Annotated in this window: 19 protein-coding genes; 12 read left to right on the top strand and 7 right to left on the bottom strand. The window is 44.5% G+C overall.

Going from position 1 to position 26,050, the window contains the following annotated elements; genetic code table 11:
- Window positions 1-25: 25 nt before the first annotated feature.
- Entirely contained in the window at window positions 26-1,540 is a 1,515-nt protein-coding gene (locus P0M28_RS25655) for a GldG family protein (RefSeq protein ID WP_302206254.1), read from the top strand.
- Window positions 1,533-2,516, top strand: coding sequence for a DUF4340 domain-containing protein (locus P0M28_RS25650; RefSeq protein ID WP_302206252.1), 984 nt, complete (start codon window positions 1,533-1,535; stop codon window positions 2,514-2,516). The genes P0M28_RS25655 and P0M28_RS25650 overlap by 8 nt, the downstream gene beginning before the upstream one ends.
- Window positions 2,517-2,541: 25 nt before the next feature.
- Here the strand turns inward: P0M28_RS25650 and P0M28_RS25645 are convergent, their stop codons facing one another.
- Window positions 2,542-3,816, bottom strand: coding sequence for a hypothetical protein (locus tag P0M28_RS25645; protein ID WP_302206250.1), 1,275 nt, complete (start codon window positions 3,814-3,816; stop codon window positions 2,542-2,544).
- Window positions 3,817-3,993: 177 nt separating this feature from the next.
- On the opposite strand from P0M28_RS25645, the gene P0M28_RS25640 reads away from it, so the two are divergent.
- Window positions 3,994-5,196 (top strand): FG-GAP-like repeat-containing protein, encoded by a 1,203-nt coding sequence (locus tag P0M28_RS25640; protein ID WP_302206248.1) that lies wholly within the window; start codon window positions 3,994-3,996, stop codon window positions 5,194-5,196.
- 28 nt (window positions 5,197-5,224) lie between these two features.
- On the opposite strand, the gene P0M28_RS25635 is transcribed toward P0M28_RS25640, so the two are convergent.
- The 5 genes from P0M28_RS25635 to P0M28_RS25615 all read right to left on the bottom strand — a co-directional run bounded on the left by P0M28_RS25635 (window position 5,225) and on the right by P0M28_RS25615 (window position 9,580).
- The gene (locus tag P0M28_RS25635; RefSeq protein WP_302206247.1) at window positions 5,225-5,725 is read right to left on the bottom strand and encodes a GNAT family N-acetyltransferase; all 501 of its coding nucleotides are present in this window, start codon (window positions 5,723-5,725) and stop codon (window positions 5,225-5,227) included.
- Between the two features lie 14 nt (window positions 5,726-5,739).
- Window positions 5,740-7,026, bottom strand: a complete 1,287-nt coding sequence (locus P0M28_RS25630; RefSeq protein ID WP_302206245.1) for a serine hydrolase domain-containing protein — start codon at window positions 7,024-7,026, stop codon at window positions 5,740-5,742.
- A gap of 21 nt (window positions 7,027-7,047) precedes the next feature.
- Window positions 7,048-7,476, bottom strand: coding sequence for a hypothetical protein (locus P0M28_RS25625; RefSeq protein WP_302206243.1), 429 nt, complete (start codon window positions 7,474-7,476; stop codon window positions 7,048-7,050).
- A 180-nt stretch (window positions 7,477-7,656) separates the two neighbouring features.
- Entirely contained in the window at window positions 7,657-8,670 is a 1,014-nt protein-coding gene (locus tag P0M28_RS25620; protein WP_302206241.1) for a fatty acid desaturase family protein, read from the bottom strand.
- Between the two features lie 22 nt (window positions 8,671-8,692).
- Window positions 8,693-9,580: a lysophospholipid acyltransferase family protein gene (locus P0M28_RS25615; protein ID WP_302206239.1), complete on the bottom strand. Its 888-nt coding sequence runs from the start codon at window positions 9,578-9,580 to the stop codon at window positions 8,693-8,695.
- A 286-nt stretch (window positions 9,581-9,866) separates the two neighbouring features.
- On the opposite strand from P0M28_RS25615, the gene P0M28_RS25610 reads away from it, so the two are divergent.
- From P0M28_RS25610 to P0M28_RS25595, 4 genes are all read left to right on the top strand, one after another.
- A complete protein-coding gene (locus P0M28_RS25610; RefSeq protein WP_302206238.1) occupies window positions 9,867-11,417 on the top strand; it encodes a DUF4301 family protein in 1,551 nt (516 codons plus the stop codon).
- A gap of 80 nt (window positions 11,418-11,497) precedes the next feature.
- Window positions 11,498-12,892 carry an Nramp family divalent metal transporter gene (locus P0M28_RS25605; protein ID WP_302210940.1) on the top strand — a complete coding sequence of 465 codons (1,395 nt, stop codon included), beginning with the start codon at window positions 11,498-11,500 and terminating at the stop codon, window positions 12,890-12,892.
- Between the two features lie 56 nt (window positions 12,893-12,948).
- On the top strand, window positions 12,949-13,170 hold the full coding sequence (locus P0M28_RS25600; protein WP_302206237.1) for a hypothetical protein: 222 nt from the start codon (window positions 12,949-12,951) through the stop codon (window positions 13,168-13,170).
- A gap of 181 nt (window positions 13,171-13,351) precedes the next feature.
- Window positions 13,352-14,779: a nucleoside hydrolase-like domain-containing protein gene (locus tag P0M28_RS25595; RefSeq protein ID WP_302206235.1), complete on the top strand. Its 1,428-nt coding sequence runs from the start codon at window positions 13,352-13,354 to the stop codon at window positions 14,777-14,779.
- Here the strand turns inward: P0M28_RS25595 and P0M28_RS25590 are convergent, their stop codons facing one another.
- On the bottom strand, window positions 14,780-18,199 hold the full coding sequence (locus P0M28_RS25590; protein ID WP_302206234.1) for a VCBS repeat-containing protein: 3,420 nt from the start codon (window positions 18,197-18,199) through the stop codon (window positions 14,780-14,782). It abuts the gene before it with no gap.
- A 265-nt stretch (window positions 18,200-18,464) separates the two neighbouring features.
- Here P0M28_RS25590 and P0M28_RS25585 point away from each other — a divergent pair, with 265 nt between their 5' ends.
- From P0M28_RS25585 to P0M28_RS25565, 5 genes are all read left to right on the top strand, one after another.
- A complete protein-coding gene (locus P0M28_RS25585; RefSeq protein ID WP_302206232.1) occupies window positions 18,465-20,072 on the top strand; it encodes a S8 family peptidase in 1,608 nt (535 codons plus the stop codon).
- Window positions 20,073-20,630: 558 nt separating this feature from the next.
- Window positions 20,631-21,737 (top strand): sensor histidine kinase, encoded by a 1,107-nt coding sequence (locus P0M28_RS25580; RefSeq protein ID WP_302206231.1) that lies wholly within the window; start codon window positions 20,631-20,633, stop codon window positions 21,735-21,737.
- A gap of 109 nt (window positions 21,738-21,846) precedes the next feature.
- Window positions 21,847-22,797 (top strand): sugar phosphate isomerase/epimerase family protein, encoded by a 951-nt coding sequence (locus P0M28_RS25575; RefSeq protein ID WP_302206229.1) that lies wholly within the window; start codon window positions 21,847-21,849, stop codon window positions 22,795-22,797.
- 122 nt (window positions 22,798-22,919) lie between these two features.
- On the top strand, window positions 22,920-24,821 hold the full coding sequence (locus P0M28_RS25570) for a sulfatase-like hydrolase/transferase (RefSeq protein ID WP_302206227.1): 1,902 nt from the start codon (window positions 22,920-22,922) through the stop codon (window positions 24,819-24,821).
- Between the two features lie 74 nt (window positions 24,822-24,895).
- Window positions 24,896-25,795 (top strand): NAD(P)-dependent oxidoreductase, encoded by a 900-nt coding sequence (locus P0M28_RS25565; protein WP_302206226.1) that lies wholly within the window; start codon window positions 24,896-24,898, stop codon window positions 25,793-25,795.
- The last annotated feature ends 255 nt before the right edge of the window (window positions 25,796-26,050 follow it).

The raw sequence follows: 26,050 nt of genomic DNA, 5'->3' as shown, positions 1-26,050 counted from the left end.
TCATTAATCATCATTCATTAAAAACATGCGACGTAAAACTTCCTTATACATTTCGGTAGCCCTGATTGTGGGAATTCTGATTGTGGCGAACCTGCTGTCGTCTGACTATTTCCTACGACTAGATTTTACTGAAGACCAACGCTATACTTTGAGTCAGGCTACCGAAGATATTCTGGATGAACTGGCCGAGCCAGTGACAGTGACCGCTTATTTTTCGGAAGACCTACCGCCTGATATTGCCCGTACCAAATCAGACTTCCGGGATATGCTGGTGGAGTATGCTAATACTTCCGACAATATGGTAGTGTACGAGTTTGTGAACCCCAACGATGACCCCGAGGTTGAGCAGGAAGCCATGCAAAACGGTATCTCGCCGGTGCTGGTCAATGTGCGCGATCAGGATGAAATCAGCCAGAAGCGAGCTTTTTTAGGAGCGGTGATTCAAATGGGTGAAGAGCAGGAAGTGATTCCCTTTGTGCAGCCGGGAGCGGCTATGGAATACACGCTCTCTACCAACATCAAGAAAATCTCAGCGGTGGATAAACCCTCTATTGGAATTTTGCAGGGGCACGGTGAGCCGTCTATTAACACGCTTCCGCAGGTAGCTAACGAACTGTTTATCCTCTACAGCCCAGAAGAACTGACACTAACCGATTCTACCGACATTCCCACCAAATTTAAAACCATCGCTGTTTTGGCTCCCACAGATTCTATTCCCGATAGTCATTTAGCCCAGCTAGATGCGTTTCTGACGCGGGGCGGAAATATTCTGCTGGCCTTCGACCGGGTGGAAGGTGATTTACAGAATGCCTATGGAAGGGTAATCAATACCGGATTGGAAAGCTGGTTAGCTGATAAAGGAGTGCAAGTGGAAGAAAATTTTGTGGTGGATGCGAGCTGCGGGGCCGTCACCGTACAGCAGCAGCAAGGGCCTTTTACCATGAACACCCAGGTTTCCTTTCCCTACTTACCAATTGTGAGCAACTTTGCCGAGCACCCGGTTACCGCCGGATTGGAAGCCGTGATTATGCCGTTTGTTAGTTCACTAGCTTACACCGGATCGCAAGACACCAGCAATACCGTGAAATTCACTCCACTGGCTACATCCTCGGAACAATCGGGAACCGTTCCGGCTCCGGCTTATTTCGACATCAACAAGCAGTGGACGGAAAATGATTTTCCGTTGGAAACCTTGCCTCTAGCGGCAGCCTTAGAAGGAACCATTGAAGGAAATACCGAAGCTAAAATGGTGGTGATTGCCGACGGCGGGTTTGCTACTCAGGGTGGTGGACAAGGTGGTGATAACGTAAACTTACTAGTCAATGGCATTGACTGGCTATCGGATGATACGGGACTCATTGAGTTACGTACCAAAGGCGTCACTTCCCGCCCGCTGGAGCAAGTGGAAGATGCCACCAAATCGCTGATTAAGTACGCCAATTTCCTAGTTCCGATTTTATTGGTAGTGGGCTACGGCGTAGTCCGCTTCCAGATGAAACGTTCTATTCGACAAAAACGAATGCAAGAAAGCTATGCATAAACCCTATAACAACCGAATTCTATCCATCACTTTCGGAGTGCTCTTAGTACTGTATCTCGTTACTCAATTTACCGGAGGCGAGGCGAACGAACGCAACTTCCGCACCGATTTAGTGACGATGGATACTGCTACAGTTGACCGCCTGGTACTGAATCCCAAAGAAGGTGGGGCTGTAACTTTTACCCAAAAAGATAGTGCTTGGCAGGTAGCTCAGGGCGATAAAACTGCTGAGGCTGACCAGCAAGCCGTACAAAGTCTGCTAGGAACACTGCTACAACTAGAACCTCAACGCCTTGCGGCTCGCTCAGAAGAGAAATGGAACACCTTTGAAGTAACTGACTCGCTTGGTAGCCGAGTACAGGCATACAATGGTGAGAATCTACTAGCTGATGTATACGTCGGTAAATTCAGCTTGCAGCAACTTCCTCCGCAGCAACCGATGCAACCGGGAATGCCTCCTATGCAGCAGCAACGTCCTAAAGCAACTTCTTACGTTCGTTTGGCCGATGAAGCGGAAGTCTACGCCGTAGATGGTTTCCTCACCACCTCTTTCAACCAACCGTTCAACAGTTGGCGCGACCGTAACTTCTTACAACTGGAGAAAGAAAACATTTCCCGCATCTCCTTCCAGTACCCCGCCGACAGCAGCTTCACACTGGCACTTACCGATAGTATCTGGACGATCAATGGCACCCTAGCTGATTCTGCCCAAACCGCCCAATATCTGAATCAAATCACCCGCCTCACCAGCAGCGATTTTGCCGACGACTTCAACGCACAAGGACAAAGCCCATCGTTTCAAGCCCGGATCGAGGGAAATAATATGAATCCGGTAACCATTGAAGGCTACCAGAATAATGGTTCATTCGTCCTCCGCAACTCCCTCAAGCCTGATGTGCTCATTAGCAGCGATAGCAGTGGTTTGTATTCGCGAGTGTTTAAGGGGAAAGAGAATTTTGTAGGAAGGGAGCAGTAGCTAAATACACTAGTATTTCGCACATTCAAGGTGACCTACTTGTACTGTCTAAGTTTGGTATCTTTCTTCTGATAGAGGCGAGGCCACAAATTGGATCACTCTCAACAATGTCATAAGCAAAGTTCATCTCTAGGTTTTCGAGAAGGTTCTTTATTTTATCGTCAATATTCTTTCCCAACACTTTTATTGACACTTTCGGAAGACTATCTACATACTCTCTTCTGATAAAACAGAAAAATTCATTTTCTGAAAAAGACTCAATGAACTTCCTAATTTTATCTTCCTCGAACATTGATTCTACTCTGAAGATGGGCATATTAAAGTCAGGGATAGTTTCACTGTCTATAAAGTATATCTTCTTCTCATACATTGAGGCAGCATGTTGTTCATTTTTACCTCTTATAGCACTGAATAATTTATTTGTGATTTTTCTTTGCGGTACATCAAAATTGGCTTTTAGTTCGACCCTATAGCGATTTGCAACGTCTGGAATTGATGTAAATGGAGGAATGATTTTAAAAACTATATGATGCTGAGAGAAACTATTTTCTATCTCAATATTATTTGGATCGGAATAGTCTACAACATGAAGTTCACCATCTTTATCAACATCGTGATAATCTATGGATCGGAGTGAGTGTTTGTTAAAGCCCTCAACAAATCTTGTAATTTTGCCTTCAAAGATTTCTTTTAGCTTACCACTATTGATGTCCTTAAACCTCATCGTTCCGATTACGCCAAAACCCTTATTCATTTTCTGAATTTGTACGTAAAGTGTTCTCATCAAATGCACTTCCGTATGAATTAGGTTGATATTTGGCGAGTATATTTTTCTGCATTCACAGAGAAACTTTCTATCATCAATTGTACAAACTATATCTAGTGGTTTTGAGCCTTCTTTAGGATGTTTTTCACAGGAGATGTTATTGTATTCTAAAGCCTGTCTCACATACACTTCAAAAAGCATATCTCTAAACTGTCTAGGATCGTTAAATAAACTTTTGAATTTCTTCTGGGTCGATTTATTTAACGTCTGTGTGTAATCAAGGAGATACGCTACCTCATATAATGCAACAATACAGGCAAGTTTTTTAGAGTTTGCTAATAAGCAATAAAGCCAATTATCTACATCAGAAGGAGAGTTATTCGCTTCAGTATCAAAGTACTCTACTCCAAAGTAATCAGAAAGAGTTTTGAAGATTGAATCAACATCGGTTCTTTCTATTCTTTTGTTTATAGAAAGAGGAGAAGATAAAACGTAACATTCATTCCTCCATTCCACTAATAGATTCCTTTTCATTGCTTTTTATATGCCTATTTCTGTCAGTATCTAAGATAACAGATAATCTTGCCTTCTATAAACCATTACTAAAAATCACAGCAGGACTATGTAATTCTTCATGTTCTCCCTGCTACTATTTTTAACCATCGCTTTTTTCGGTAACTTTCACAGCTCTAAAATTATTCAACTAACACTATGAATTACACCAACCTACCCAAATACTTATTCGGACTATTGCTCATCGCTTTATTAGGAAGTGCAGCTTTGAAATATAAATCCATCACGTTTGAGCAGAAGAAACTGGTTGCAGAAGGGGCTGAATGGTGGTGGGCGCGGAGCCACGCGGATGTGAACCAAGACGGACTAGTTGATTTCTTTGTGATTAACAATAACGCTCGGGGCGGCTGGCTCGGTTGGTACGAAACTCAAGCTGACTTGAATAGCGCAAAGCTGCATATTATTGCTGATGAAGGCCCCGAAGGTGGCACCTTTGCTAGTGGCGACTTAGCTTCCGGCGACATTGATAACGATGGTGATATTGATGTACTTGGTTCGGTAGGTGCTGGTGAGTGGGAAGGGGGCGATCAACCCGTTCAGGTATATTGGTACGAAAATCCGTCCTGGAAGCCTCACTATCTGGGTGAGTTTCCTCCCTTCATTAAAGACTTAGACTTAGTTGATTTGAACCAAGACGGCAAACTAGATGTAGCCGCTACCTGCTTTAGTGCCCATCGGATGGTAGTATACCGACAAGACTCGCCCGATGAATGGGAAAAGGCTGCTGATGTATTTGTGGAAACCCTACACGAAGGCCAACACGTAGGTGACCTGGATGGTGACGGGGATATTGACGTAGTTTCTACCGCTTTCTGGTTTGAGAACCCCGGCGATGATATGACGGGCGACTGGACGGTGCGAAATATTGATCCGTACTGGAACAGCGACGAAGGCCGCAGTTGGGAGTATAATTCTACTAAGATTTTCTGCGCCGATATTGATGATGATGGGCAAGATGAGGTGTTTATTAGCTGCTCCGAGAAATTCCGGGATCGCATAGCCTGGTACGATTCTCCCAACCCACAGGAAGGTGACTGGACAATGCATGAGATCGGCAAAAACGCATTTTCCCATACGCTACAAGTGGGCGATGTGGATGGCGACGGCGACTACGATGTGCTTTCCGGCAATAATGGCGACCAAGGCGATCCAGAAAACAGTCCGGTGATTCTCTTCATCAATCAAGGAGATAATATAAATTGGGAAGAGCAGGTACTTACCAAAACTGGGGCGTATAACTCTTACCTAGCCGATATTGAAGGCGATGGCGACCTGGATTTCTTCCGCTACAATGGTCACGAATCTACCTTTTATGAGTTGTGGCTGAATCAGACCAAGTGAACCGGTTCGGTATGCTCTACGAGTAACTTTAAAAAGTCAAAGAATACTTTACCTCCTCAAACGCTTCGCTATTTCTAGTAGAAGTTCTGTTTAAGCCATTGCTCGAGAACCCAAATCGCTCGTAGAATTTCCGGCTACGGAGGTTTTCTTTCATTACCCAGAGTACAACTGTACTCTCCGGACTGTACTGCTGTATTCGGTCAATCGCAGCTTTCATAAGTTCAAATCCAACCTTTCTATTCCAGTAGTTCGGATGAACGTAGATTCCGTAGATCTCGAAATCAGCCGATTCTTTCTCATCTTTAGGTTCACCAAACGATACGAATCCGACAGCATCTTCTTCATTTAACCAGACTAGATTTTTTCGTTCAGTCTGCTGGATTATTTTCTTCCAGTTGCTCTCGAAATCTTCGGCCTGTAAACGTACTAAAAGCTCCTCGCTCAAAATACCCTCGAATGCCTTCTGCCACGCCAGCATCTGCGCGTACGCTACATCGCTTATATGCCTTTCCTTCAGCTCGACAATCATTGCTTAGAATAATTTCAATCATCCACTGCCTGATTAACCAAGATACGGAATTTCCAGCCGGTTCCGTCGCCGTTGCTACCCCGAGTTTGCTTCATAATAATGCCAATTAGCTCTTCCTGCGGGTCAGCAAAATATTGGGTATTAAAGTAGCCGCCCCAATCAAAAGTGCCCGTGCTACCTCGTCCGCCCTGGTCTTGCCCTTCGGGGGTAAGTACCCCAAAAGCCAAACCGTAGTGACGGCCGCTGCCTTCCCAAAAATCACCAATCTGGTTACCCATGATGGATTGCACCGTCATTCGGCTTAAAATTCGAATTCCGTTTAGCTCACCACCGTTGAGATACATTTGCAAAAAGGTAGCGTAATCTTTTGCGGTGCTACTTAAGCCCGCCCCGCCCGCGAAGAATGTTTTTGCCCCCTTCACTGGATAATCAGCGTCGTAGCCATTACCGGAGTACCGTTCCCACTGGCTGTCATTCCAACGCTGTACCGCTACTAGCCGATCAGCTTTATTATTAGGAAGATAGAACCAAGTATCGTTCATGCCGAGTGGTTCAAACAAATGCTCCCGCAAAAAGTCGTCGTAAGGCTGACCTGACATAATCTCTACAAAATACCCTAGCACATCTAGTCCCTCGGCGTAAGAGTACTTTTCTCCCGGATTGAAGTGTAGTGGCAGTTTTGCCAACTTCTTAATGTTCTCTTCAATAGTAATGTCTTGCGTAGTAAAAGCATCAATGATTCCTGCTTTCTCGTAAATCATCTTAAAGCGTTCGTCGCCGTCAATGAAGCCGTAGCCCAAGCCAGAAGTATGCGTCAGCAAATGGCGAATGGTAATTTCATTTTCGGCAGGTTGAGTGGTATAGCTGGTATCAGCGTAGCGAAAGCGATCTAAGACTTGCGGATTCTTGAATTCCGGAATGTACTTGGAAATTGGATCATCTAGCCGGAACAGTCCTTCCTCCCACAGCATCATTACAGCAGTAGCCGTTACCGCTTTAGTTTGAGAAGCAATCCGAAAAATAGCATCTTTTTCTAGCTTTCGCCCCGATGAGTTAGCCGTACCGAAGGCTTTATGATACACGATTTTTCCTTTTCTGGCTACCAGAGCGACTAAACCGGGAACTTCATTATCCTCAACCGCTTCCTTCGCCATTGCATCAATCCTGGCTAATCGTTCAGCAGACATTCCTACACTCTCCGGCTTTGCCTCAGAGAGAGGAGGTGATTGCTGAGTGGATTTAGTTTGAGCCGAAACGGTAATGGTAACGAAAAATACTAAAGCGGTAAGTAGGTGTCGCATTGTAAAGATATGTGAACGATATTATTGAATGCTGGTTAAATAATCCTCTAGCAACTTTCTATCTGAAAACTGTTCAAATTCAATCGCTTCTATCTCATCAGAAGAGTTCTTCTTTATACTACTACCTGACACTTTAGAGAATACTTCTGACGGGTCTAGGAGCTGAGCGTGGTATAGCATTGCGCCATTCAGATGATCAACCATACCGGGAAGAAGATGTTGTACCACCCACTGTTGCGACTCGAGCGAAATGATACCCATATGGCGAATATCAGCGACAAATTTTTGAGTATTCAGCTTTTTGAAAGCAACAAGCACTGAGCTGTTTATCTTAACAAATTCGTCATGGCTTTTCACACCCTTCAAGTACTCCAGAAATAAGGTGTCAAGTTCAGTATCAAAATATACCCTGGCGGTTTTACCCTCGTAAAAAGATATATGTTGAGCCATATCATCCAGTGTAAACAGAGATAGTTATGTTGTCGAGAAGTTCGGAAGCATTAGAATTGACTAGACTAGTAATAAATTTAGCGATAAACTCTAGCTTTGCAATGCAGGACTGGTTAATCTGGGATTTCTACTGACAAAAGAGTTTACAAAGTATCTCGCAAAACGAGACCTGAGTAAGTTCTACAGCCCTACCATCTCTCCTTTAGCTGGGTCCCATACTTTGAGTTTTAAACAAGCGACGACATCGCGGGGATGCAAAGTAGTTGTTGTCGGAGCTTGAAGCTCAGGCATTTCATCCATTGCTTCTTTTAGTCGGTAGAAGGGAATACGGTGGTTGATATGGTGAACGTGATGGTAGCCAATGTTTCCAGTAAACCAGTTCATCACCGGGTTCATCACCAAAAAGCTGGTCGACTGGATAGCTGCATTAGCGTAGTCCCAATCACGATTCTCAGCGAAGGTAGCACCTGGAAAATTATGTTGGGCGTAAAAAAGATAAGAGCCGATGCCGTGTGCCAGTATAAACGGTAACAGCCAGCTAAAGAACAAGGCACTTAACCCACCAAAGTAGTAGATGAGTCCAGCAATGGTAAAATGTAGCACTAAAGCCACCAAAGAATCCCAATGGTTTCGGGGGCTTTTTATCAGCGAGCTGACGTTAAAATCAAAGATAAAGAGCGTGACATACCCGGCGAAGATGGTGAGCGGATGACGAGCAGCCAAGTACGCGAACCGCTGCTGGGAAGACAGACGGTAGAATTTTTCTCTACTCACTAACGGATATGAGCCGATGCCACCACTGGAGAGCTTAGAGTTATTCTGATGGTGATGATCGTGAGTACGCTTCCAAATAGTTTTAGGGGCGAGCACAAAAATCCCGAAGATCGTCATAATCCAGTCGGCTACCTTAGATTTACGGAGAATTGCCCCGTGTAAGTAATCATGGTAGATTACAAAGAACTTAACGATAAACAGCCCGCTTACCACACTAAAGAATAGCTGTGGGGCCCAATGAAAATCAAGGGCTGTGCCTAAAAAAGCGAGGATCAAAAACACTAACGTACTCAATGTGTAAAACCAACTCTTGCGCCGATCTTCTACTGCATACTTCTTGCTGGCTAGAATTAGCTCTTTTCCGGTCAATAACTTTACCGGCTCTTCTTCCACTATATCTTGATATGCGATCATACTCATTTTTAATAAGTGTTATATTCTATCAGGAAGCAATACTTGTTGTTGACCGTTTATGTTTCCATCGCTTATGCGACCATAACCAAGTTTCAGGATGTTTTCGTATCCCCTTTTCTAAAATCTTATTAAACTCCCGGGTTATTTCAATATCGGCCGTCTCCTTAGGATGCTCGGCTAGTAACGTAGGATGCACTTCGTAGTATCCTCGTTTAACCCGCTCAACCTGCATGTACACTACCGGATAGCCTAACTTCTTAGCAATTTTCTCTGGCCCGGCAAAGACCGCAGTATCCTGATGCAGAAACTCTAGCCACAGTGCCGAATGAATGGGGCTAGGCGCTTGATCGGCAATCAGAGCCGTAGCGCTAATCGTTTTTCGGTTAGCTACCATACTTCGCAGGGTATTGTTTTTAACAACTATCTTCGTACTGAATTTAGTTCGGGCGCGACTAAAAACCTTTTCAAAATAGGGATTAGCTAATGGCCTATAAACTACGTAAAGCTGATGTTTGCAGTTCAGAGAAAAACCAGGGCCCGCCCACTCCCAGTTCCCTAAGTGGCCCATCACAATGATGATACTCCTTCCCTGGGCGTAGAGCGCATCTAACATTTCTACGTTATGCATCGTAACCCTGCTTCGCGCTTGCTGCTCATTCCAAGTGATTGTTTTAAGCGATTCAACCACTAAGTCACAGAGATAGCGGTAAAACTTTCTGCAAACCTCCTCTATTTCCTGGTTGCTACGTTCAGGAAAAGAGTTTTTAAGATTAGTCAGCACTACTGATTTTCGGTATCTTACAACATAGTAAATCAGTACGAAGAGCCCATCAGATATCTTATATAACAACCAAAAAGGACTGTATGAAATGAGTAGAACAAACGGATAAAGTATAAAGAATAATGCTGCCTGCATATTGAAAGACCAACCCTACAATGATAATAGAAGCGCAATCTCGCAACTATTACGAAAATAACCTAATTGCGAATATAGTCCACGGTCAGTAATCCACAGTCCACCGCTACGTCTCTGTTGACCGTAGACTATGGACTGTGGATTACTTACTCTTCTTGTAATCCATATCTAATGAAGAAAGTATCCTTTGACAGAACGGCTAATTGTTAGTACTTTTAGTGCCCTACCGTAGTACTTTGTGTCGGTAGGTTTATTTTTGTAGAATGCACAACTAACCAGATTTTTTATGTTTACGGAACAAGATAGAGCCCAATTCAAACAACGAGGCACTCAGACTGAGGTAGCTGAACAACAAATCCAAAATTTTCGAGAGGGGTTTCCTGACCTAGAAATTGTAAAAGCTGCTACCATTAATGACGGCATCCTCAAGTTTAGCGACGACCTTTCGTCAGAATACGCGAAGAGTTACGACCGTGCAGCCGCCACGCAAAAGATCGTTAAATTTGTACCGGCCTCCGGGGCGGCCAGCCGCATGTTCAAACACCTGTTTCAGTTTCAACAAGACTACTCCGGCAGCGATGCGGAGTACGATCAGCTAATAAGCGATCCTGGACAACGAAAAGTGTTTGAGTTTTTTAAGCAGATTCATGACTTTGCCTTCTACGACGATCTAAGCCACGTACATCAGCAAAAAGGAATGGGTTTAAACGAGGCAATATTACAGCGTCGTTACGTAGAAGTACTGGATAGTCTGTTAAACGAAGATGGTCTCAACTACGGTAGCTTACCCAAAGGGCTACTAAAGTTTCATAAATACGGCACTACCTCCCGCACCCCGGTAGAAGAACATCTGGTAGAAGGTGCCCATTACGCCCGCGATCAGAATAACAATGTCTATCTGCACCTCACGGTATCTCCTGAGCACCGTCAAGCATTTGAAGAGCACATTGCTCTGGTAAAAGGTCATTTTGAACAGCACTTTGGAGTGCATTACTACGTTACGTTCTCCGAGCAGAAACCTTCTACCGATACCTTAGCGGTAGACATGAACAACGAACCCTTTCGGGAAGAAAACGGAGAGATTCTGTTCCGCCCCGGAGGACACGGCGCTCTGATTGAGAACTTAAATGACTTAGATGCCGATCTCGTTTTCATCAAGAATATTGATAATGTAGTACCGGATCGTCTAAAGGAAGCAACCTTTCAAAATAAAAAGTTGCTTGGCGGAGTGTTATTGAGCTATCAGCAAAAAATCTTTGAGTACCTTCATTTGATAGATGAATCCGAAGAAATCTTGGAGGTCAAACTGGAGGAGATGCGGGAGTTTGTGGAAGACCAGTTGTGTGTGCTACCCGCCCAGGTATTTAGCTCCATGGACGGTGCCCAAAAAGTGGCATTCGTTGAGGAAGCTCTTAATCGTCCAATCCGAGTATGCGGTATGGTGAAAAATGAGGGAGAGCCCGGCGGTGGACCATTCTGGGCAGTGAACCCTAATGGATCGACTTCGCTGCAAATTGTAGAAAGTGCTCAAATCAATATGAATGATCCGAAGCAACAGTCGGTCTGGGAAAATGCTACCCACTTCAACCCGGTGGATATTGTCTGTTCTATGAAAAATCATCGAGGGGAAAAGTTTGATCTTACCCGCTACGTGAATGCTCAAGCCGGATTTGTTTCTAAAAAATCAAAAGATGGAAGAGAATTGAAGGCTCAGGAGCTACCCGGCTTATGGAACGGCAGCATGGCCGACTGGAACACGCTTTTTGTTGAAGTACCGATCATCACCTTTAACCCCGTAAAAACTGTAAACGACCTACTTCGAGAACAACATCAATAAAAACGGAGACGGGAGACCGGAGTCTGGAAACCGTATTTTTTTGGTCTCCGGCTTCCAGTTTCCGGCCTCCCTAATATTAGATTATCGCTACTACTACCAACAATCCCTACGTACTTGAGCCAGAAGCTATTCAGGAGCCTCCGAATACTTTTGGCGGAACCCTGAAAAAGCTCGGCCCTGGCTTCATTCTATCAGCTGCCATTGTGGGTTCGGGAGAATTGATCGCTACCACTACCTTAGGAGCTCGAGCCGGATTTGTTACCTTTTGGGTCATCATTTTGAGCTGCTTGGTGAAAGTAACGCTTCAACTGGAATTTGGTAAGCACGCTATTTACTCGGGTGAAACGGTGATGACGGCCTTCAATCGCTTACCCGGCCCTCGGTTGCGAGGAACTAACTGGACTCTCTGGACTTGGCTGTTTATTCAGCTTTTTAAGCTACTGCAAGTGGGCGGAATTGTGGGTGGCGTCGCCCTTACCCTGAATATTGCTTTTCCGGCGGTAAATACTACTGTTTGGGCATTTCTAGCAGCCACTCTAGCGGCACTACTCATCTTTCAGGGATATTATCAGTTTATTGAGAAATTTGCCATTGTGATGATTGGGCTGTTTACGCTGCTCACTTTTGCTTCACTATTTTTTTTACAATATACCTCCTACGCTTTATCCTGGGAAGATGTGCTATCCGGTCTTCAGTTTCAGCTTCCAGCTAGTGCCGTAGTAATAACTTTAGGTGCTTTTGGAATTACCGGAGTGGGTGGTGACGAAATCATGTACTACAACTATTGGTGTATTGAGAAAGGCTACGCCCGCTTTGTTGGTCCGCACCCGAACGGCTCACGATCGGGTAGTTCTCACTCAGAAGATGAAGTCGCTTGGTTACGAAGAGCGAATGGCTGGATTCGGGTAATGTACTGGGATGCGCTGCTTTCTATGGTTGTGTATACGGTGGTAACTGCCGTTTTTTACCTATTGGGTGCCGCTATTCTGCACCAAAGTGGAGATATTCCGGAAGGCTACCAGATGGTAGAAGCTCTTTCTCGGATTTACACCGAAACACTGGGGCCAGGGGCAAAGTCAGTATTTCTATTGGGAGCGTTAGTTGTGCTATTTTCTACATTGTTTGCTGCTCTGGCTAGTTGGACTCGCATATTTTCTGACTGTTTTGGTCAGATGGGCTGGATCAATTTTTACGATCCTCAGGTTCGGAAGCGCAGCATTGCGGTATTAGCCTGGGTATTTCCTCTGGTCTGGACGCTGCTGTTTCTCTTCATTCAATTACCTGTACTCATGATTCTGATTGGAGGGTTTGTCACCTCCATCCTATTGCTAATCATTGTTTTTGCAGCGTATCACTTTCGCTACCATCGGCTACCAAAAGCTCTTACTCCCACATTGGTGTACGATGTAGCCTTCTGGACTAGCTCGCTGGTTATTATCTTCATTGGCGTGTATAGTATTGCAAAGTTTTTTTAGTATTATAAGATTATTTTTATTAATATTGATACACTACATTAAAAGAAGTATTCGTCGTGACTACGTACTGGCGTATTGGGAATTTCGTCATAGGTATCTACTTGCTCTTTCAACTAGCCCTTTGGTTTGCTTATTTGTCTCCGGTAGACACTGAGGCTATTCAAGAGACAAATCAGGAATTGCTGGATATTCACCTCCACCAGCACCTACCCAAGTATTATCAAACTACCGCTGAGACATCAACTGCTTCTTCCCCTCAACCAATCATTAGTCAGTAGTTCGCCCTATTACCTTTTAGGTATAGCCATTGCTGGCTGACTCTGTTCTCCGGAAGTAGCCAAGTAGAATTTACTAATATCCCAAAGTGAGTCGCTTGTTTGTCTGTGAAGACACTTGCTGAAGCTGATTGCTATTTTTTAGCAAAACTAACTATATTACTATTTTCCAACCCAACCTATCGTGAAAATAGCCACCTCCATCTTTCTTGCACTTTTTTTAATCATTACCCACTCCGCTCTTTCCCAAGAAAGGGCCCGAGTGGTGGTGCTTACTGACATTGAGAACGAACCAGATGACGCCCAGTCGCTCGTCCGCTTTTTGGTATACAGCAACCATTTTGACACCGAAGCACTTATTGCCACTACCTCAACCCACTTGCGCGATACCACGGCTGAATGGCGCATTCGGGAAATTGTTGAAGCCTACGGAAAAGTACGCACAAATTTACTACGGCATGCATCAGGCTTTCCTCCGGAAGAGCATTTTCATGCAGTGACTAAAAAAGGAATTGCCCGCTACGGTATGCGCGGAGTGGGAGCTGGCATGGACTCTGAAGGCTCTGACTGGTTGATAGAAGTAGTGGATAAAGAAGATGATCGGCCAGTGTGGATAACCGTATGGGGTGGAGCCAATGTGCTGGCACAATCGCTATGGAAAGTGCAAAAGACCCGTACCCCTACCGAGCTAGCCCGCTTTATTGAAAAAATACGGGTACACACTATTTCTGATCAGGATGATTCGGCTCCCTGGATTCGTAAAGAGTTTCCTGATCTGTTTTACATTGTGAGCCCAGGAGAAAATTACCGACACGCTACTTGGGCGGGTATCTCAGGCGAGCCCCACCGTAAGTTTGCGTCTGGTGCTGATACTACCTTGGTTAAGAACCCCTGGCTACGTGAGCATATCATAAATGAACACGGGCCGTTAGGCAAGCAGTACCCTGAAATTGAGTACGCTATGGAGGGAGACACGCCTAGCTTTCTGTCGTTAATTGATAATGGTTTAAACGTACCGGAACGTCCCGACTACGGCGGCTGGGGTGGTCGTTACGAATTATACCAGCCGCGATTTAAACCTTACCAAAATCGAGAAGAAGCCCAGCCGGAGACTCGGCCAATATGGACGGATGCCCAAGATGAAGTAGTAGGTAATGATGGGCGAATTTACATTAGCAATCACGCAACTATCTGGCGCTGGCGCGAAGCCTTTCAACATGATTTTGCAGCTCGTATGGATTGGTGTATTCAGTCTTATGAGGAGGCTAATCATCCTCCTCGGGCAGTTGTTTCTAACGAAAAAGAAATCGCAATTGCTGTTGGTGAAGAAATTACCCTAGATGCTTCGGCTAGTTCAGACCCTGACGGGGATGCATTGCGTTACCAGTGGATTCATTATCCCGAAGCGGGGAGCTACTGGGAGCAATCTTGGCTAGGGTTTATTGAGTTGGAGAACACCGATCAGGCGAAGCTGCAAGTTAAAATCCCGGCTAAGGCGAAATTAACCACACCTCAGACTACCCATATCATTTTACAAGTAACCGATAGTGGTACACCTAGCCTGAGTCGCTATCAAAGGATTATTTTGCACATCATGCCTCGCGAAAAATAATCAGGGCACTTTCTGAGCATCTAACCGGAAAATTTGTACTTGGCTATTGTTGCTTCCTACCAGCACCTGCTTCCCCCGTGTGCTCTGAACAACGGCCATATCTTTTACATCAGAAGGCACAAAGAAGCCACTTGCAGCCGGAGTAAGCGTTTGGAATTTGCCTTGTCCATCGCCTAACAACACTAGCCCTACTCCTGCATCATTACGCGTGGTTTCTATCTCCGATCCGTACAGATTACCCGCTAGTAGAATATCCAGATTTTGATCTTGATTATAGTCAGCAATGAGAATATCGTTAACTGATGAAAACTGCGCTTCAGCCGGTAAAACATGTTGCTTAAAGGTGCCGTTTCCAGTATTTTCCAGGTACACCGAAGCAAACGTGTTGGCTCGATAGTTCAAAGATTCTTCTAAAGCATTTTCTTCATAGACATCTACTAAATCGGCCGAGGCAAACAAATCATACGATTTAAATTTGTCCTTAATCATCGGCACTTGCTGAGAAGAGCAGGAACGACCTCGCAGTGGGTACTGAATACCGAAATTATAATAGGCTAGCACCACATCTTTAGAACCGTTTTCATCGAAGTCGTAGTAAAACACCTCGAAGGGTTCTTCATCGCTAGCTTGGTACTTATAATTCATCCCCAGGTTTCCAGCTATCACGTCCTGGTCGCCATCACCGTCCATATCAGCAGCAGCTACACTAAACCACCACCCGGTACTGCCCTCTAGCTCGTAGTTGGCCGTAACGTTCGTAAAAGTATTTCCATCGTTTTGTAGTAGCGTGATCGGCATCCACTCCCCTGCCAACACCAAGTCTTGTCGGCCATCACCAGAAAAATCTACCCAGACAGCATCATTCACCATACCGATGTTCTTTAAATCAGGGCAAAGCTGATCGCTAACATCAGTAAATTTGCCCCCTTCGTTAAGCAGCAGCGTGCTACTGGCGGGCTCAGGGTAACTCCAGGGAATGTGCCTCCCCGCTACAAATAAATCTAAATCACCGTCTTGATCAATATCTTCAGGGTATACTTTTGAGCCACTATTCCGCAGAGTAGGCAAAGCATCTGCTGCCAAAGCAAATGCTCCGTTACCGTCGTTCAAATAAAGCCGATCTTGGTACTTAGCCGATTGAGGAGCAAATTCATTTCCTCCGCTTACTACGTATAAATCCTCATCGCCGTCACCGTCGGCATCAAAAAAGACACTACCCATATCTTCACTAGCAGTATTTATCTGCCAAGCTTCTTGCGAAGCAGCGATAAATGTTCCGTCCTCTTGCTGGAGAAACAACTGACCCGGTTGTCCGGCAGCTCCCCCCAGATAGAAATCATCCTGCCCATCGCCGTTCACATCTCCGGTAGCTAAAGCTGGCCCCAAATCTGACATGCGGTGGGGAAGTAAAACTTGCTTCTCAAAGTCATCAAAATTATTTTCTTCATGTTGAATGGCGGGCGACTGCTCACTGGTTACATTGGTAAAAAGCGGCTGACTTACTCCCTGATTGTAAGAGAGCGGCTGGTCGACTGCACGGGCATTGGCGTAGCGCACCTGAATGGTTTGGTCAGCAAGTACTTCTTCCAGCAGCTGTTCACGCCCATTGGGCCAACGTATTCGTAACTTATCTACACTCGCCTGACGGCCTAACCCAATATGAACAATAGATTCACTGGTAGAGTACATACCGCGCACACTGGTAGTCTCGAAAAACTGTGTATCCCCACCAGTTTCAGCCCATATTTTTACTCCCAAGTTGGTTACTGCCGGATCGTCCGCTACCAGATTCACCCGCAGATAATGATTATCCAGTACCTCTTGAGCGTTATTGCGGTACACCATTGCTACCGCATTCACATTGTTAATTACTAGATCAAGATCACCGTCATTATCCAGATCCGCGTACGCTGACCCGCTAGAAAAGGTCTCCTGATCTAAGCCCCACGCTTCGCTCACCTTCTCGAAAGTTGGTAAGGCATCCTCTTGGTTGCCCTTATTGTGGTAGGCGTAGTTCATTAGCGGTACCGAAGGCGTTAAGGCCAAGGCTTCATTAATATCGGCAATATCCCAGATAGAAATTCCTTCCGGATTAGGGTTCTTGGCTAAGTAAGCACTGATAGCCGATTCAATGTACTTGGCAAATTTTTTGGAGGCATCGCTATTGCGAATATCCCGCAGCAAACCGTTGGTAATATGCAGGTCTTTCCAACCATCGTTATCCAAGTCGGCAAATAGCGTAGACCAACTCCAATCGGTAGACGCTACTCCTGCTAGCTGGGCAATATCCCGAAGATACCCTCCGTTTGTTGTGGTGCTTTGCCCCTCAAGCTCAGTATTTCCAGGCAATGCGGTGTTTAACTGCAAAGTATTGAACATATATTGATAATGACCGCCATCTTCAACCACTTGCCAAAAAGCGGCAGGATTCATACCACTCATGTTCGCCTTAAGCCGATAGTTATCTTCAGCTACCATATCGGCTACAACTACATCTAGCAGTCCATCGTTATTAATATCGCCCGCATCCACTCCCATGCTGTAAAAAGAAGTGTGACGCGTTACATCTTGAGCACCCTCTGAGAAAGTACCATCGCCATTATTAAAGTAGATGAAATCCGGTGCCTCAAAATCATTACTAACGTAAAGGTCTGTCCAGCCGTCGCCGTTCAAATCGCTAGCCGACACACTGTTGGCAAACCCGGGTCTAAGCAATCCGGCGGCTTCGGTTACATCAGCAAACTGACCACCCTGGTTTTGTAGCAGGCGAGGGCTGTATTTATCTTGCAACAACTCGGTTCCGTAGAAAGATGAATAATCGCCAGGATTAGGCGGTTGATTCAGCAGAAAAAGATCAAAATCGCCATCTTGGTCGTAGTCTAAAAATGTAGCGTGACGGGTTCGTTCACTATTATCTACTCCGTACTCGGCCGATGCTTCTTCAAATCCGACCTTACCCGTTTTGCCTAAAGTATTAATGTAAAGTTTATTTTTTCGTAGCTCGGGCTGATGATCGTATAGCTCACGCGTTACGTAAATATCCAGATAACCATCTTGGTTTACATCACCCAATACAACTCCCGAAGACCAACCTCCATTATTCTGTATACCTGCTTGCTGGGTTATATCTTCAAACTTTAAATTACCTTGATTGAGATAAAGGCGATCACCCACTAAATTTCCGGCCAAGAAAATATCGGGTAGCCCATCACTGTTAATATCTCCTATTCCTACTCCACCTCCACCGTAGTAGTTAGAATAGATTAAAATACTACGCTCTCTAGTATCTTCTATGTCATTACGGAATTCAATACCGGTTTCATCAGGAGGAAGCAGGGTAAACATAGTAGTCGGAACCAATTGAGCCAAATTCACTTGGTAGATCATGGTTCCCAAACACGCCAGTAATAGTGTTCTCATAGCCGATAGTGGTTACGTTGCTATCTTTTTACTAACCCGAAAGATACAAACTTTCTGTAGCCTTTGCTAACTCATAATACCAGCCTTCTCTTTTGCTCTCGCTAAAAAACTCTATTTGTACCAAACTTTACTTCGGCTTTACTTGGTTATTGTAACAACATCAAGTTCGCTACTCTATTGGGTTTTGGTTGATATTATTGCAATAAATAATGTTATTTTGTGAATATTTTTGCTTATCTTTAAAGATTGTAAAAAACTTACATTTATGAAATTGAAAATCCTGACACTTGCTATTGGAATTTTTGCTCAAATTAGCATATCATCAGCCATTGATCCGTTTACTGATTCTCTTAACCGAGCTCCGGACAATTGGTACAACCTTGACCCGCTGACCAATCAGGTTCAGGGAGTGAGTACTGAAAAAACTTATCAAATTTTAGCCGACCGAAAGGGCGAGAAAGTGACAGTAGCCGTTATTGATTCAGGAGTGGATATTGAACACGAAGATTTGCAGGGAAAGCTATGGATCAATCAGGATGAAGTAGCCGGAAATGGGATAGATGATGATCAGAACGGCTACGTAGACGATGTTTACGGCTGGAACTTTATTGGCGGGTCGGAGGGCGACCACGTAAATTATGATACCTACGAATTAACCCGGGAATACGCCCGTCTCAAAGAAAAATACCAAAACATCAACCCAGACGATCTTCCTAAGAAAGAACGAGCCTATTTTGAGAAGATTGAACAACAGTACGAGACTAAACAGGCTGAAGCTCAGCAAGAATACCAAGCCTTCACGTACTTTCATAAGAACTTTACTCGCTCTCAGAAACTGATGGAGGCGTACCTCGACGTGGATTCGCTCACCGCGCAAGATGTTAGAAACATGGAATCTTCTGATGAGATTGTATTAATGGCCAAAGGGTTTATGGAATACGCCTTTGAGAATGGTCTCGATGAATCTTTATTAGAAGAAGGAATAGAACACTATCGTCAAGCGGTGGATTATGGCTACAATCTGGAGTATAACCCTCGAACCATTGTTGGTGATAATTATGAAGATATTTCAGAGAAATTCTACGGTAACAATGATGTTACTGGTCCCGACTCACGCCACGGCACGCACGTAGCGGGTATTATTGCGGCTGATCGTCATAACAACTTAGGTACCAAAGGTATTGCCGACCATGTAGAGATTATGGCCATTCGGGCGGTACCCAACGGCGATGAGCGCGACAAAGATGTGGCTAACGCCATTTATTATGCGGTAGATAATGGTGCTCAAATCATTAATATGAGCTTCGGCAAGTCTTTCTCCCCTAACAAGTCTATTGTAGATGAGGCGGTGCGCTACGCCGAAGAAAAAGGCGTGCTAATTATTCACGCTGCTGGGAATAGTAGCGAAAACATTGACGAGACCGATAACTTTCCTTCAAAAATTTACGAAAATAAAAAACCAGCTAGCAACTGGATTGAGGTGGGTGCCTCTTCCTGGAAAGGGCAAGAAGACTTTGTAGCTACCTTCTCTAATTACGGTAAGCGGTCGGTTGATGTATTTGCCCCTGGGGTAGATGTATTTTCTACCACCCCTAACCAAGGGTACGAAAGTTTGAGTGGAACTAGCATGGCCGCTCCGGTCACTGCCGGAATCGCAGCCCTACTTATGTCGTACTATCCCGATCTTGATGCTACCCAAGTGAAAGAAATTATCTTATCCTCAGTGGTGAAACTAGATGGCTTAAAAGTGAACTGCCCCGGGAAATCGGACAAACAAATCAATTTTAGTAACCTATCCTCAACAGGTGGGGTGGTAAATGCTTTTGAGGCAGTAAAATTGGCAGAGTCTTACAAAATAAATCGTAAAAAATAGCCAGGGTATTCCTTTTTGAAACTCATTTTTATTACAAAGGGCTTTCTACTTCCTGAGAGCCCTTTTTATATTTCTCAAACTTCGGATAATCTGTAGTACGTTAGCTTTAATATGTTACACAAACAACCTATTGCTGCCAATCCTTCATATCACATTGGGCGATATATGTTTGCAATAATTCATTTACGTATATAATTATATATTTTTTTTGTATTTAATAGTAATATCTAAAATTTATATAAATTAATTTTCTTCTTACTATGATCGTATAATCAGCTTAAATTGAAATTTGTTTGCAGCCTTAGTAGAACAGTTTTTGCCAAAAACTTACTCCGTTCATAAATCAGGAGAAAGCCAAAAATGATAGCAAAATTCAAACTCTCTGCATTACCCAGCACTATTACTCCCAGTTATGAAGGTATAAAATAGCGTGTTTTCAACCAAGCTTTAGCAAAAGCTTACATGCCAGTGATAGAGGGTTCCAATGGATAAGTTGGAAATTCATAACCCTTCCTCGATTTTTACTTACGATTATTGCCCACACTGTCTTAGAGTCCCATGAAAAGAAGAACATATATCTTCTTGATATTTCTCTGTGCTTTTTCACTTGCTGGCACCCAGAAAGTGAGTGGTCAACACTTTGTCAGTTTTGTGGAAAGTGAATTAAACACCCGAACCTTACTTTATCAACCGAAGGCTCTTCTTCACAGGGTAAAGAACAATCCTTTGTTAAATATTTCTAGTAATACAGTACTGTACAGTACACTGCTAGGCATGGCAGTTTTACTATTCCTAACTGTGGCTATGCTGATTCGCCACCAGAGAATGCGATTAGCCAACGAGCATCTGAAAGCAAAAAACAAAGAGATAGAGCAAAAAAATAAAATACTGAAAGAACTCCATCAGCGGTCTAAAGTCCAGCATACAAAAATCGCCAATCAGCAGCAGGAACTAGAGGAGATGAATTTGGTAAAAGATAAAATGTTTTCCATCATCGCCCACGATTTTCGTAGTCCACTCAATACTATCCAGGGGGTGCTTAACTTGCTATACCTTGATGTACTCAGCCCTGAAGAGCTAAAAAGCATGTTACCCCAGCTTTCCCGCAAAGTTAACAATAGCATTAGCTTGCTCGACAATCTACTCAACTGGGCAAGAACCCAAATGAACGGATTAAAAATCAATAAAATCAATTTCACTCTCCGCCCTGAAGTTGAAGAAACAGTGGGGCTTGTCTCGCAAATAGCCAGTCAGAAGAGTATTCGAATTGAAAATAATATAGAACGAGGCAGTCAGGTTCATGCCGATCCCGATATGATTCAGTTAGTAGTACGAAACCTGCTGTGGAATGCCATTAAATTTACAAATTCGGGCGGCATTGTACGAATCTCAGCTCAGCACAAGGAGAACGTAACTATCGTAGCCGTATCTGATACTGGGGTTGGCATGGCTGAAAGCTCAGTTCAGCAGCTATTTCAGCGAGCGGGATATTCTACTAAAGGCACCGACCAGGAAAAAGGCACCGGCTTAGGTCTGGTGCTGTGTAATGAATTTGTTCGGCGTAATGGTGGGAAAATCTGGGTAGAAAGCAAGAAAGACGAAGGCACTACCTTCTACTTTACACTGCCCATTGTACCCCTTCTCGAAACTTCTACTCTTCGTTAAAGAACCCAATACTGCCCAGTTTTAGGCTATTAGCGTATTCCCGTGCGGTAAAATTTGCGGTAAAGCATAAAGATAGTTAGCTTAGCCATAAACACCTAACTCTCTTTTTATGCTTGATGCAGTTTGTTCCCGTCGGAACGCACTTGCCGGATTATTCACCACCTCATCAGCACTGGCCACTAATCCTCTTTCTTCTTTCTCAAACCCCACTTCAGCTCCGCCAGACTTTCTCTACTGCCTTAACGTGAGTACCCTCCGAGGACAGGAACTAGGAATTGTTAGAGAGCTGGAGGTTACTTCGGAAGCGGGCTACGATGCCGTTGAGGTTTGGATGAATGGATTGCAAAAGTACGTTGAGCAGGGCGGCTCGCTTTCAGACTTACGCAAGCGCATTGATGACTTAGGACTCTCAGTAGCCAATGCTATTGGCTTCGTTCAGTGGATTGTAGATGACAATTCGGTTCGACAGCAAGCCGTGGAGCAACTCAAACGAGAAATGGATACGCTAGCTCAACTGGGTTGCTCACGTATTGCCGCCCCACCGATGGGAGCTACCAAGGAGCCAGGTCTGGATTTGATGAAAGCAGCAGAGCGATACCGAGCCATTTTAGAACTGGGAGAATCGCAGGGAGTTATTCCGCAGCTCGAGGTGTGGGGATTTTCTGCTAACTTACACCGGTTAGGACAGAGCATGTTTGTAGCCGTAGAAAGTCAGCACCCAAAAGCCCGAATACTGCCCGACATCTATCATTTATACAAAGGTGGCTCCGAATTTAATGGTCTGAAACTACTCAGCGGTTCGGCTATTGAAATATTTCATATCAACGACTATCCGGCACAGCCTAGTCGAGAGCAGCTTAATGACAGCCACCGCGTGTATCCGGGCGACGGAGTAGCTCCGGTAACAGAGGTATTACAAGATTTGCACAAGACCGGGTCTGGCAAAATTCTTTCTTTAGAGCTATTCAATGAAGACTACTGGCAGCAAGATGCGCTGACTGTGGCCAAAACTGGGCTGAGCAAGATGAAAAACGCTGTAGCCCGAGCAATACCGAGTTGACCCAGAAAAAGAAGACCTGCTAGGTACAGCAAGTCTTACGCTAAAAAATTTCTTCCTGAATCGTCGAAAAAGTATACTACAAAACTAACCCATATTTTCTAAGCACTCGCTAAACCCATATTATGTTAAGATTAACATTTCAACCGTTTGCTGATACTGTAAACAGGAGCAGTTTTACCGTACTTGCTATTGCACTATTATTTCTCGGCATAAGCTGTTCGTCTCCCGAACCTACTACCACCGAGCGCCCCCCCAACATTCTTTGGATCACTAGTGAAGACAATAGCCCATTTATTGGTGCCTACGGCGACACCTTTGCCACTACGCCCAACATTGACCGTTTGGCAACGGAGGGAGTACGTTATACGCAGGCATTCTCCGCCGCCCCAGTCTGCGCTCCCTCCCGCAACGCACTCATTACCGGAATGTACCCCAACTCCTTGGGAACCCAGCATATGCGAAGTACCTACGCCATTCCAGATTTTGTAAGATTCTATCCGGCTTATTTGAAGGAGGCAGGATACTACTGCACCAATAACGTAAAGAAAGACTACAACACTACCGATCAGCCCGAAGTATGGGATGAATCCAGCCGAGAAGCTACGTATCAGAATCGGAGCCCTGGGCAGCCTTTTTTTGCTATTTTCAACTTTACTACCTCCCACGAAAGTTCGGTTCACTCCTTCATTCCGAATGACTCGCTACTTCACGACCCCAAGACAGTTCCTATTCCACCTTACCACCCGCGCACCCCGGAGATGGAGCACGATTGGGCACAGTACTACGATCGGGTGCAGCAAATGGATGCCAAAGTGGGTGAAGTATTACAAGCGTTAGAAGAATCAGGTTTGGCCGACAGCACCATCGTTTTTTACTACAGCGATCACGGTGGGGTAATAGGACGTAGCAAGCGATTCATCTACGAATCAGGATTACACATTCCCCTCATTATTCGCTTTCCTAAGGCTTATCAGCACCTTGCTTCTGGAGAACCTGGCAGCATCAGCGACCGTTTGGTAAGTTTTGTTGATTTTGCTCCTACGCTTCTTTCTTTAGTGGGTGTTACAGTTCCCGATTATATGCAAGGAAATGCTTTTCTGGGGGAACAATCGACCGAACCTCAACCCTATGTTTACAACTTTCGCGGGCGTATGGACGAGCGGTTTGATATGGTCCGCTCCGTAAGGGATAAGCAGTTTCGCTACGTCCGTAACTACATGCCTCATAAAATCTACGCTCAGTATATTGAATATCTGTGGCGAGCGCCCTCTATGCGCTCCTGGGAAGAAGCCTACCTTGCTGGTCAGTTAAACGAAGTTCAATCGGCTTTCTTTGAAGAAAAGCCTGCCGAAGAATTGTACGATGTAGTAGCTGACCCCCATAATATCAATAACTTGGCTGATGATCCAGAGCACCAAGAAAAGCTTACCGAACTGAAAAATGCCAACCGGCAATGGCTACTTGATGTTCGGGATGTTGGCTTCTTACCAGAAGCGATGATGCTTAACATTACCGAAGACTCATCAACCACGCTGTACGAATTCACTCATTCGGATGCTTATCCTTTAGAAGATATTATAGCAGTAGCTGAAATGGCCACCCAACGTGACCCTCAGTACGTCTCTGACCTAATTAGCCAATTAGAAAGTGAGAATCCGATTATTCGCTACTGGGCGGCTACCGGTTGCCGTATTTTAGCTCAACATGCTACTGATGCTCAACCTCAGTTACAAAAACTATTAGAGGATAGCGAAGTAAGCGTGCAAATTGCTGCTGCTGAAGCCTTGTACCACCTGGGTGAGAAGCAAGCTGCGGTTAATGCACTTGGCAATGCTCTTGCTGATGATAATATGATGGCCCGAGTACAAGCTCTCAATGTACTAGAAACCATAGATGAAGACGCACTACCCTCGTTGAAAACGGTGCAACAACTAATTCCCCAAGATGAAAGCAGCCGCGACTACGATGTGAGAGCCGCGCAACGTCTCGCTGAGAAGCTAGCTGAAATGAGAAATACGAGATGAGAGATATAAGATAAGGGCAAAGGGAGACTGGAATCTAAAACCAATCGCTGCTAAAACCACTAACCATTCATAAAATGAAAAAAATAACGCAAGATACAAAGATTGGCTGGATTGGAACCGGGGTGATGGGAGCCGCCATGGTGAACCGTTTGCAAGCAGCAGGCTACTCCTGCATCGTCTACAACCGTACGCAAGAAAAGGCGGAAGTAGCCCTCAATAAAGGCGCTGTTTGGGCTGATACGCCAAAGGCAGTCGCCGAACAATCTGACGTAGTATTTACCATCGTCGGTTTTCCTCAAGATGTACGAGAAGTGTATTTAGGCAAAAATGGAGTGCTAGCCGGAGCGAAAGAAGGAAGTATTTTGGTAGACATGACTACCACCGAACCTAGCTTAGCCCAAGAGATTTATCGAGCCGGACAACAGCAACAAGTGTCAACAATTGATGCTCCCGTATCGGGCGGAGACGTAGGGGCAAAAAACGGGAAGTTATCTATTATGATAGGTGGCGACCAAGAAGCGGTAGAAGCAGTGATGCCTCTGTTTGAGATTATGGGAAAGAACATTGTATACCAAGGCCAAGCCGGTTCGGGGCAGCATACCAAAATGTGCAACCAGATTACCATTGCAGGTACCATGATTGGTGTATGCGAGTGTTTACTGTATGCTCACCGTGCGGGACTAGATCTGCCAACAATGCTGCAATCCATCAGTGGTGGAGCTGCTGCTTGCTGGACATTAGACAATTTGGCTCCTCGAGTAGTAAACCGAAATTTTGACCCAGGTTTTTACGTAGAGCATTTTATTAAAGACATGGGTATTGCTTTAGCCGAAGCCAACCGTATGCATTTGGCCTTACCAGGACTAGCTTTGGTCAAGCAGTTATATGAAGCGGTACAAGCCCAGGGTCACGGAAAACTCGGTACCCAAGCCCTGGTACTTGGGTTAGAAACACTGAACGGAACTAAGAAGTAATCAACCGAAAATAGCGTATTTATAGTATGGCTATTGCCAACTTTTAATTATACTATTTTAATTGATTGCATTGCTATTATATGCATTAAGTCACATCTTCTGAATTACCTGATGAAAGCACTATTATATAATATTATATGGTTATATATAGTTTTACATAACCTCAGTTTTATAAATAAGTGGTAATTGTATAAAATACATATATAACAAATTTGGCCATTTTTTCTACTGCTAAAGAGAGGTAATTATAAATTA

The organism is Tunicatimonas pelagia, from assembly GCF_030506325.1.
GTDB classification, from domain to species: domain Bacteria; phylum Bacteroidota; class Bacteroidia; order Cytophagales; family Cyclobacteriaceae; genus Tunicatimonas; species Tunicatimonas pelagia.
Note: the sequence above shows the minus strand (reverse complement) of the source record. Positions and strands in the feature narration are given on the sequence as shown.

Coding starts and splice junctions, on each gene's coding strand:
- P0M28_RS25640 (WP_302206248.1), top strand. CDS start 3,994: ATGAATTACACCAACCTACCCAAATACTTATTCGGACTATTGCTCATC.
- P0M28_RS25580 (WP_302206231.1), top strand. CDS start 20,631: ATGAAAAGAAGAACATATATCTTCTTGATATTTCTCTGTGCTTTTTCA.
- P0M28_RS25645 (WP_302206250.1), bottom strand. CDS start 3,816: ATGAAAAGGAATCTATTAGTGGAATGGAGGAATGAATGTTACGTTTTA.
- P0M28_RS25650 (WP_302206252.1), top strand. CDS start 1,533: ATGCATAAACCCTATAACAACCGAATTCTATCCATCACTTTCGGAGTG.
- P0M28_RS25610 (WP_302206238.1), top strand. CDS start 9,867: ATGTTTACGGAACAAGATAGAGCCCAATTCAAACAACGAGGCACTCAG.
- P0M28_RS25575 (WP_302206229.1), top strand. CDS start 21,847: ATGCTTGATGCAGTTTGTTCCCGTCGGAACGCACTTGCCGGATTATTC.
- P0M28_RS25625 (WP_302206243.1), bottom strand. CDS start 7,476: ATGGCTCAACATATATCTTTTTACGAGGGTAAAACCGCCAGGGTATAT.
- P0M28_RS25585 (WP_302206232.1), top strand. CDS start 18,465: ATGAAATTGAAAATCCTGACACTTGCTATTGGAATTTTTGCTCAAATT.
- P0M28_RS25635 (WP_302206247.1), bottom strand. CDS start 5,725: ATGATTGTCGAGCTGAAGGAAAGGCATATAAGCGATGTAGCGTACGCG.
- P0M28_RS25570 (WP_302206227.1), top strand. CDS start 22,920: ATGTTAAGATTAACATTTCAACCGTTTGCTGATACTGTAAACAGGAGC.
- P0M28_RS25615 (WP_302206239.1), bottom strand. CDS start 9,580: ATGCAGGCAGCATTATTCTTTATACTTTATCCGTTTGTTCTACTCATT.
- P0M28_RS25655 (WP_302206254.1), top strand. CDS start 26: ATGCGACGTAAAACTTCCTTATACATTTCGGTAGCCCTGATTGTGGGA.
- P0M28_RS25565 (WP_302206226.1), top strand. CDS start 24,896: ATGAAAAAAATAACGCAAGATACAAAGATTGGCTGGATTGGAACCGGG.
- P0M28_RS25620 (WP_302206241.1), bottom strand. CDS start 8,670: ATGAGTATGATCGCATATCAAGATATAGTGGAAGAAGAGCCGGTAAAG.
- P0M28_RS25630 (WP_302206245.1), bottom strand. CDS start 7,026: ATGCGACACCTACTTACCGCTTTAGTATTTTTCGTTACCATTACCGTT.
- P0M28_RS25590 (WP_302206234.1), bottom strand. CDS start 18,199: ATGAGAACACTATTACTGGCGTGTTTGGGAACCATGATCTACCAAGTG.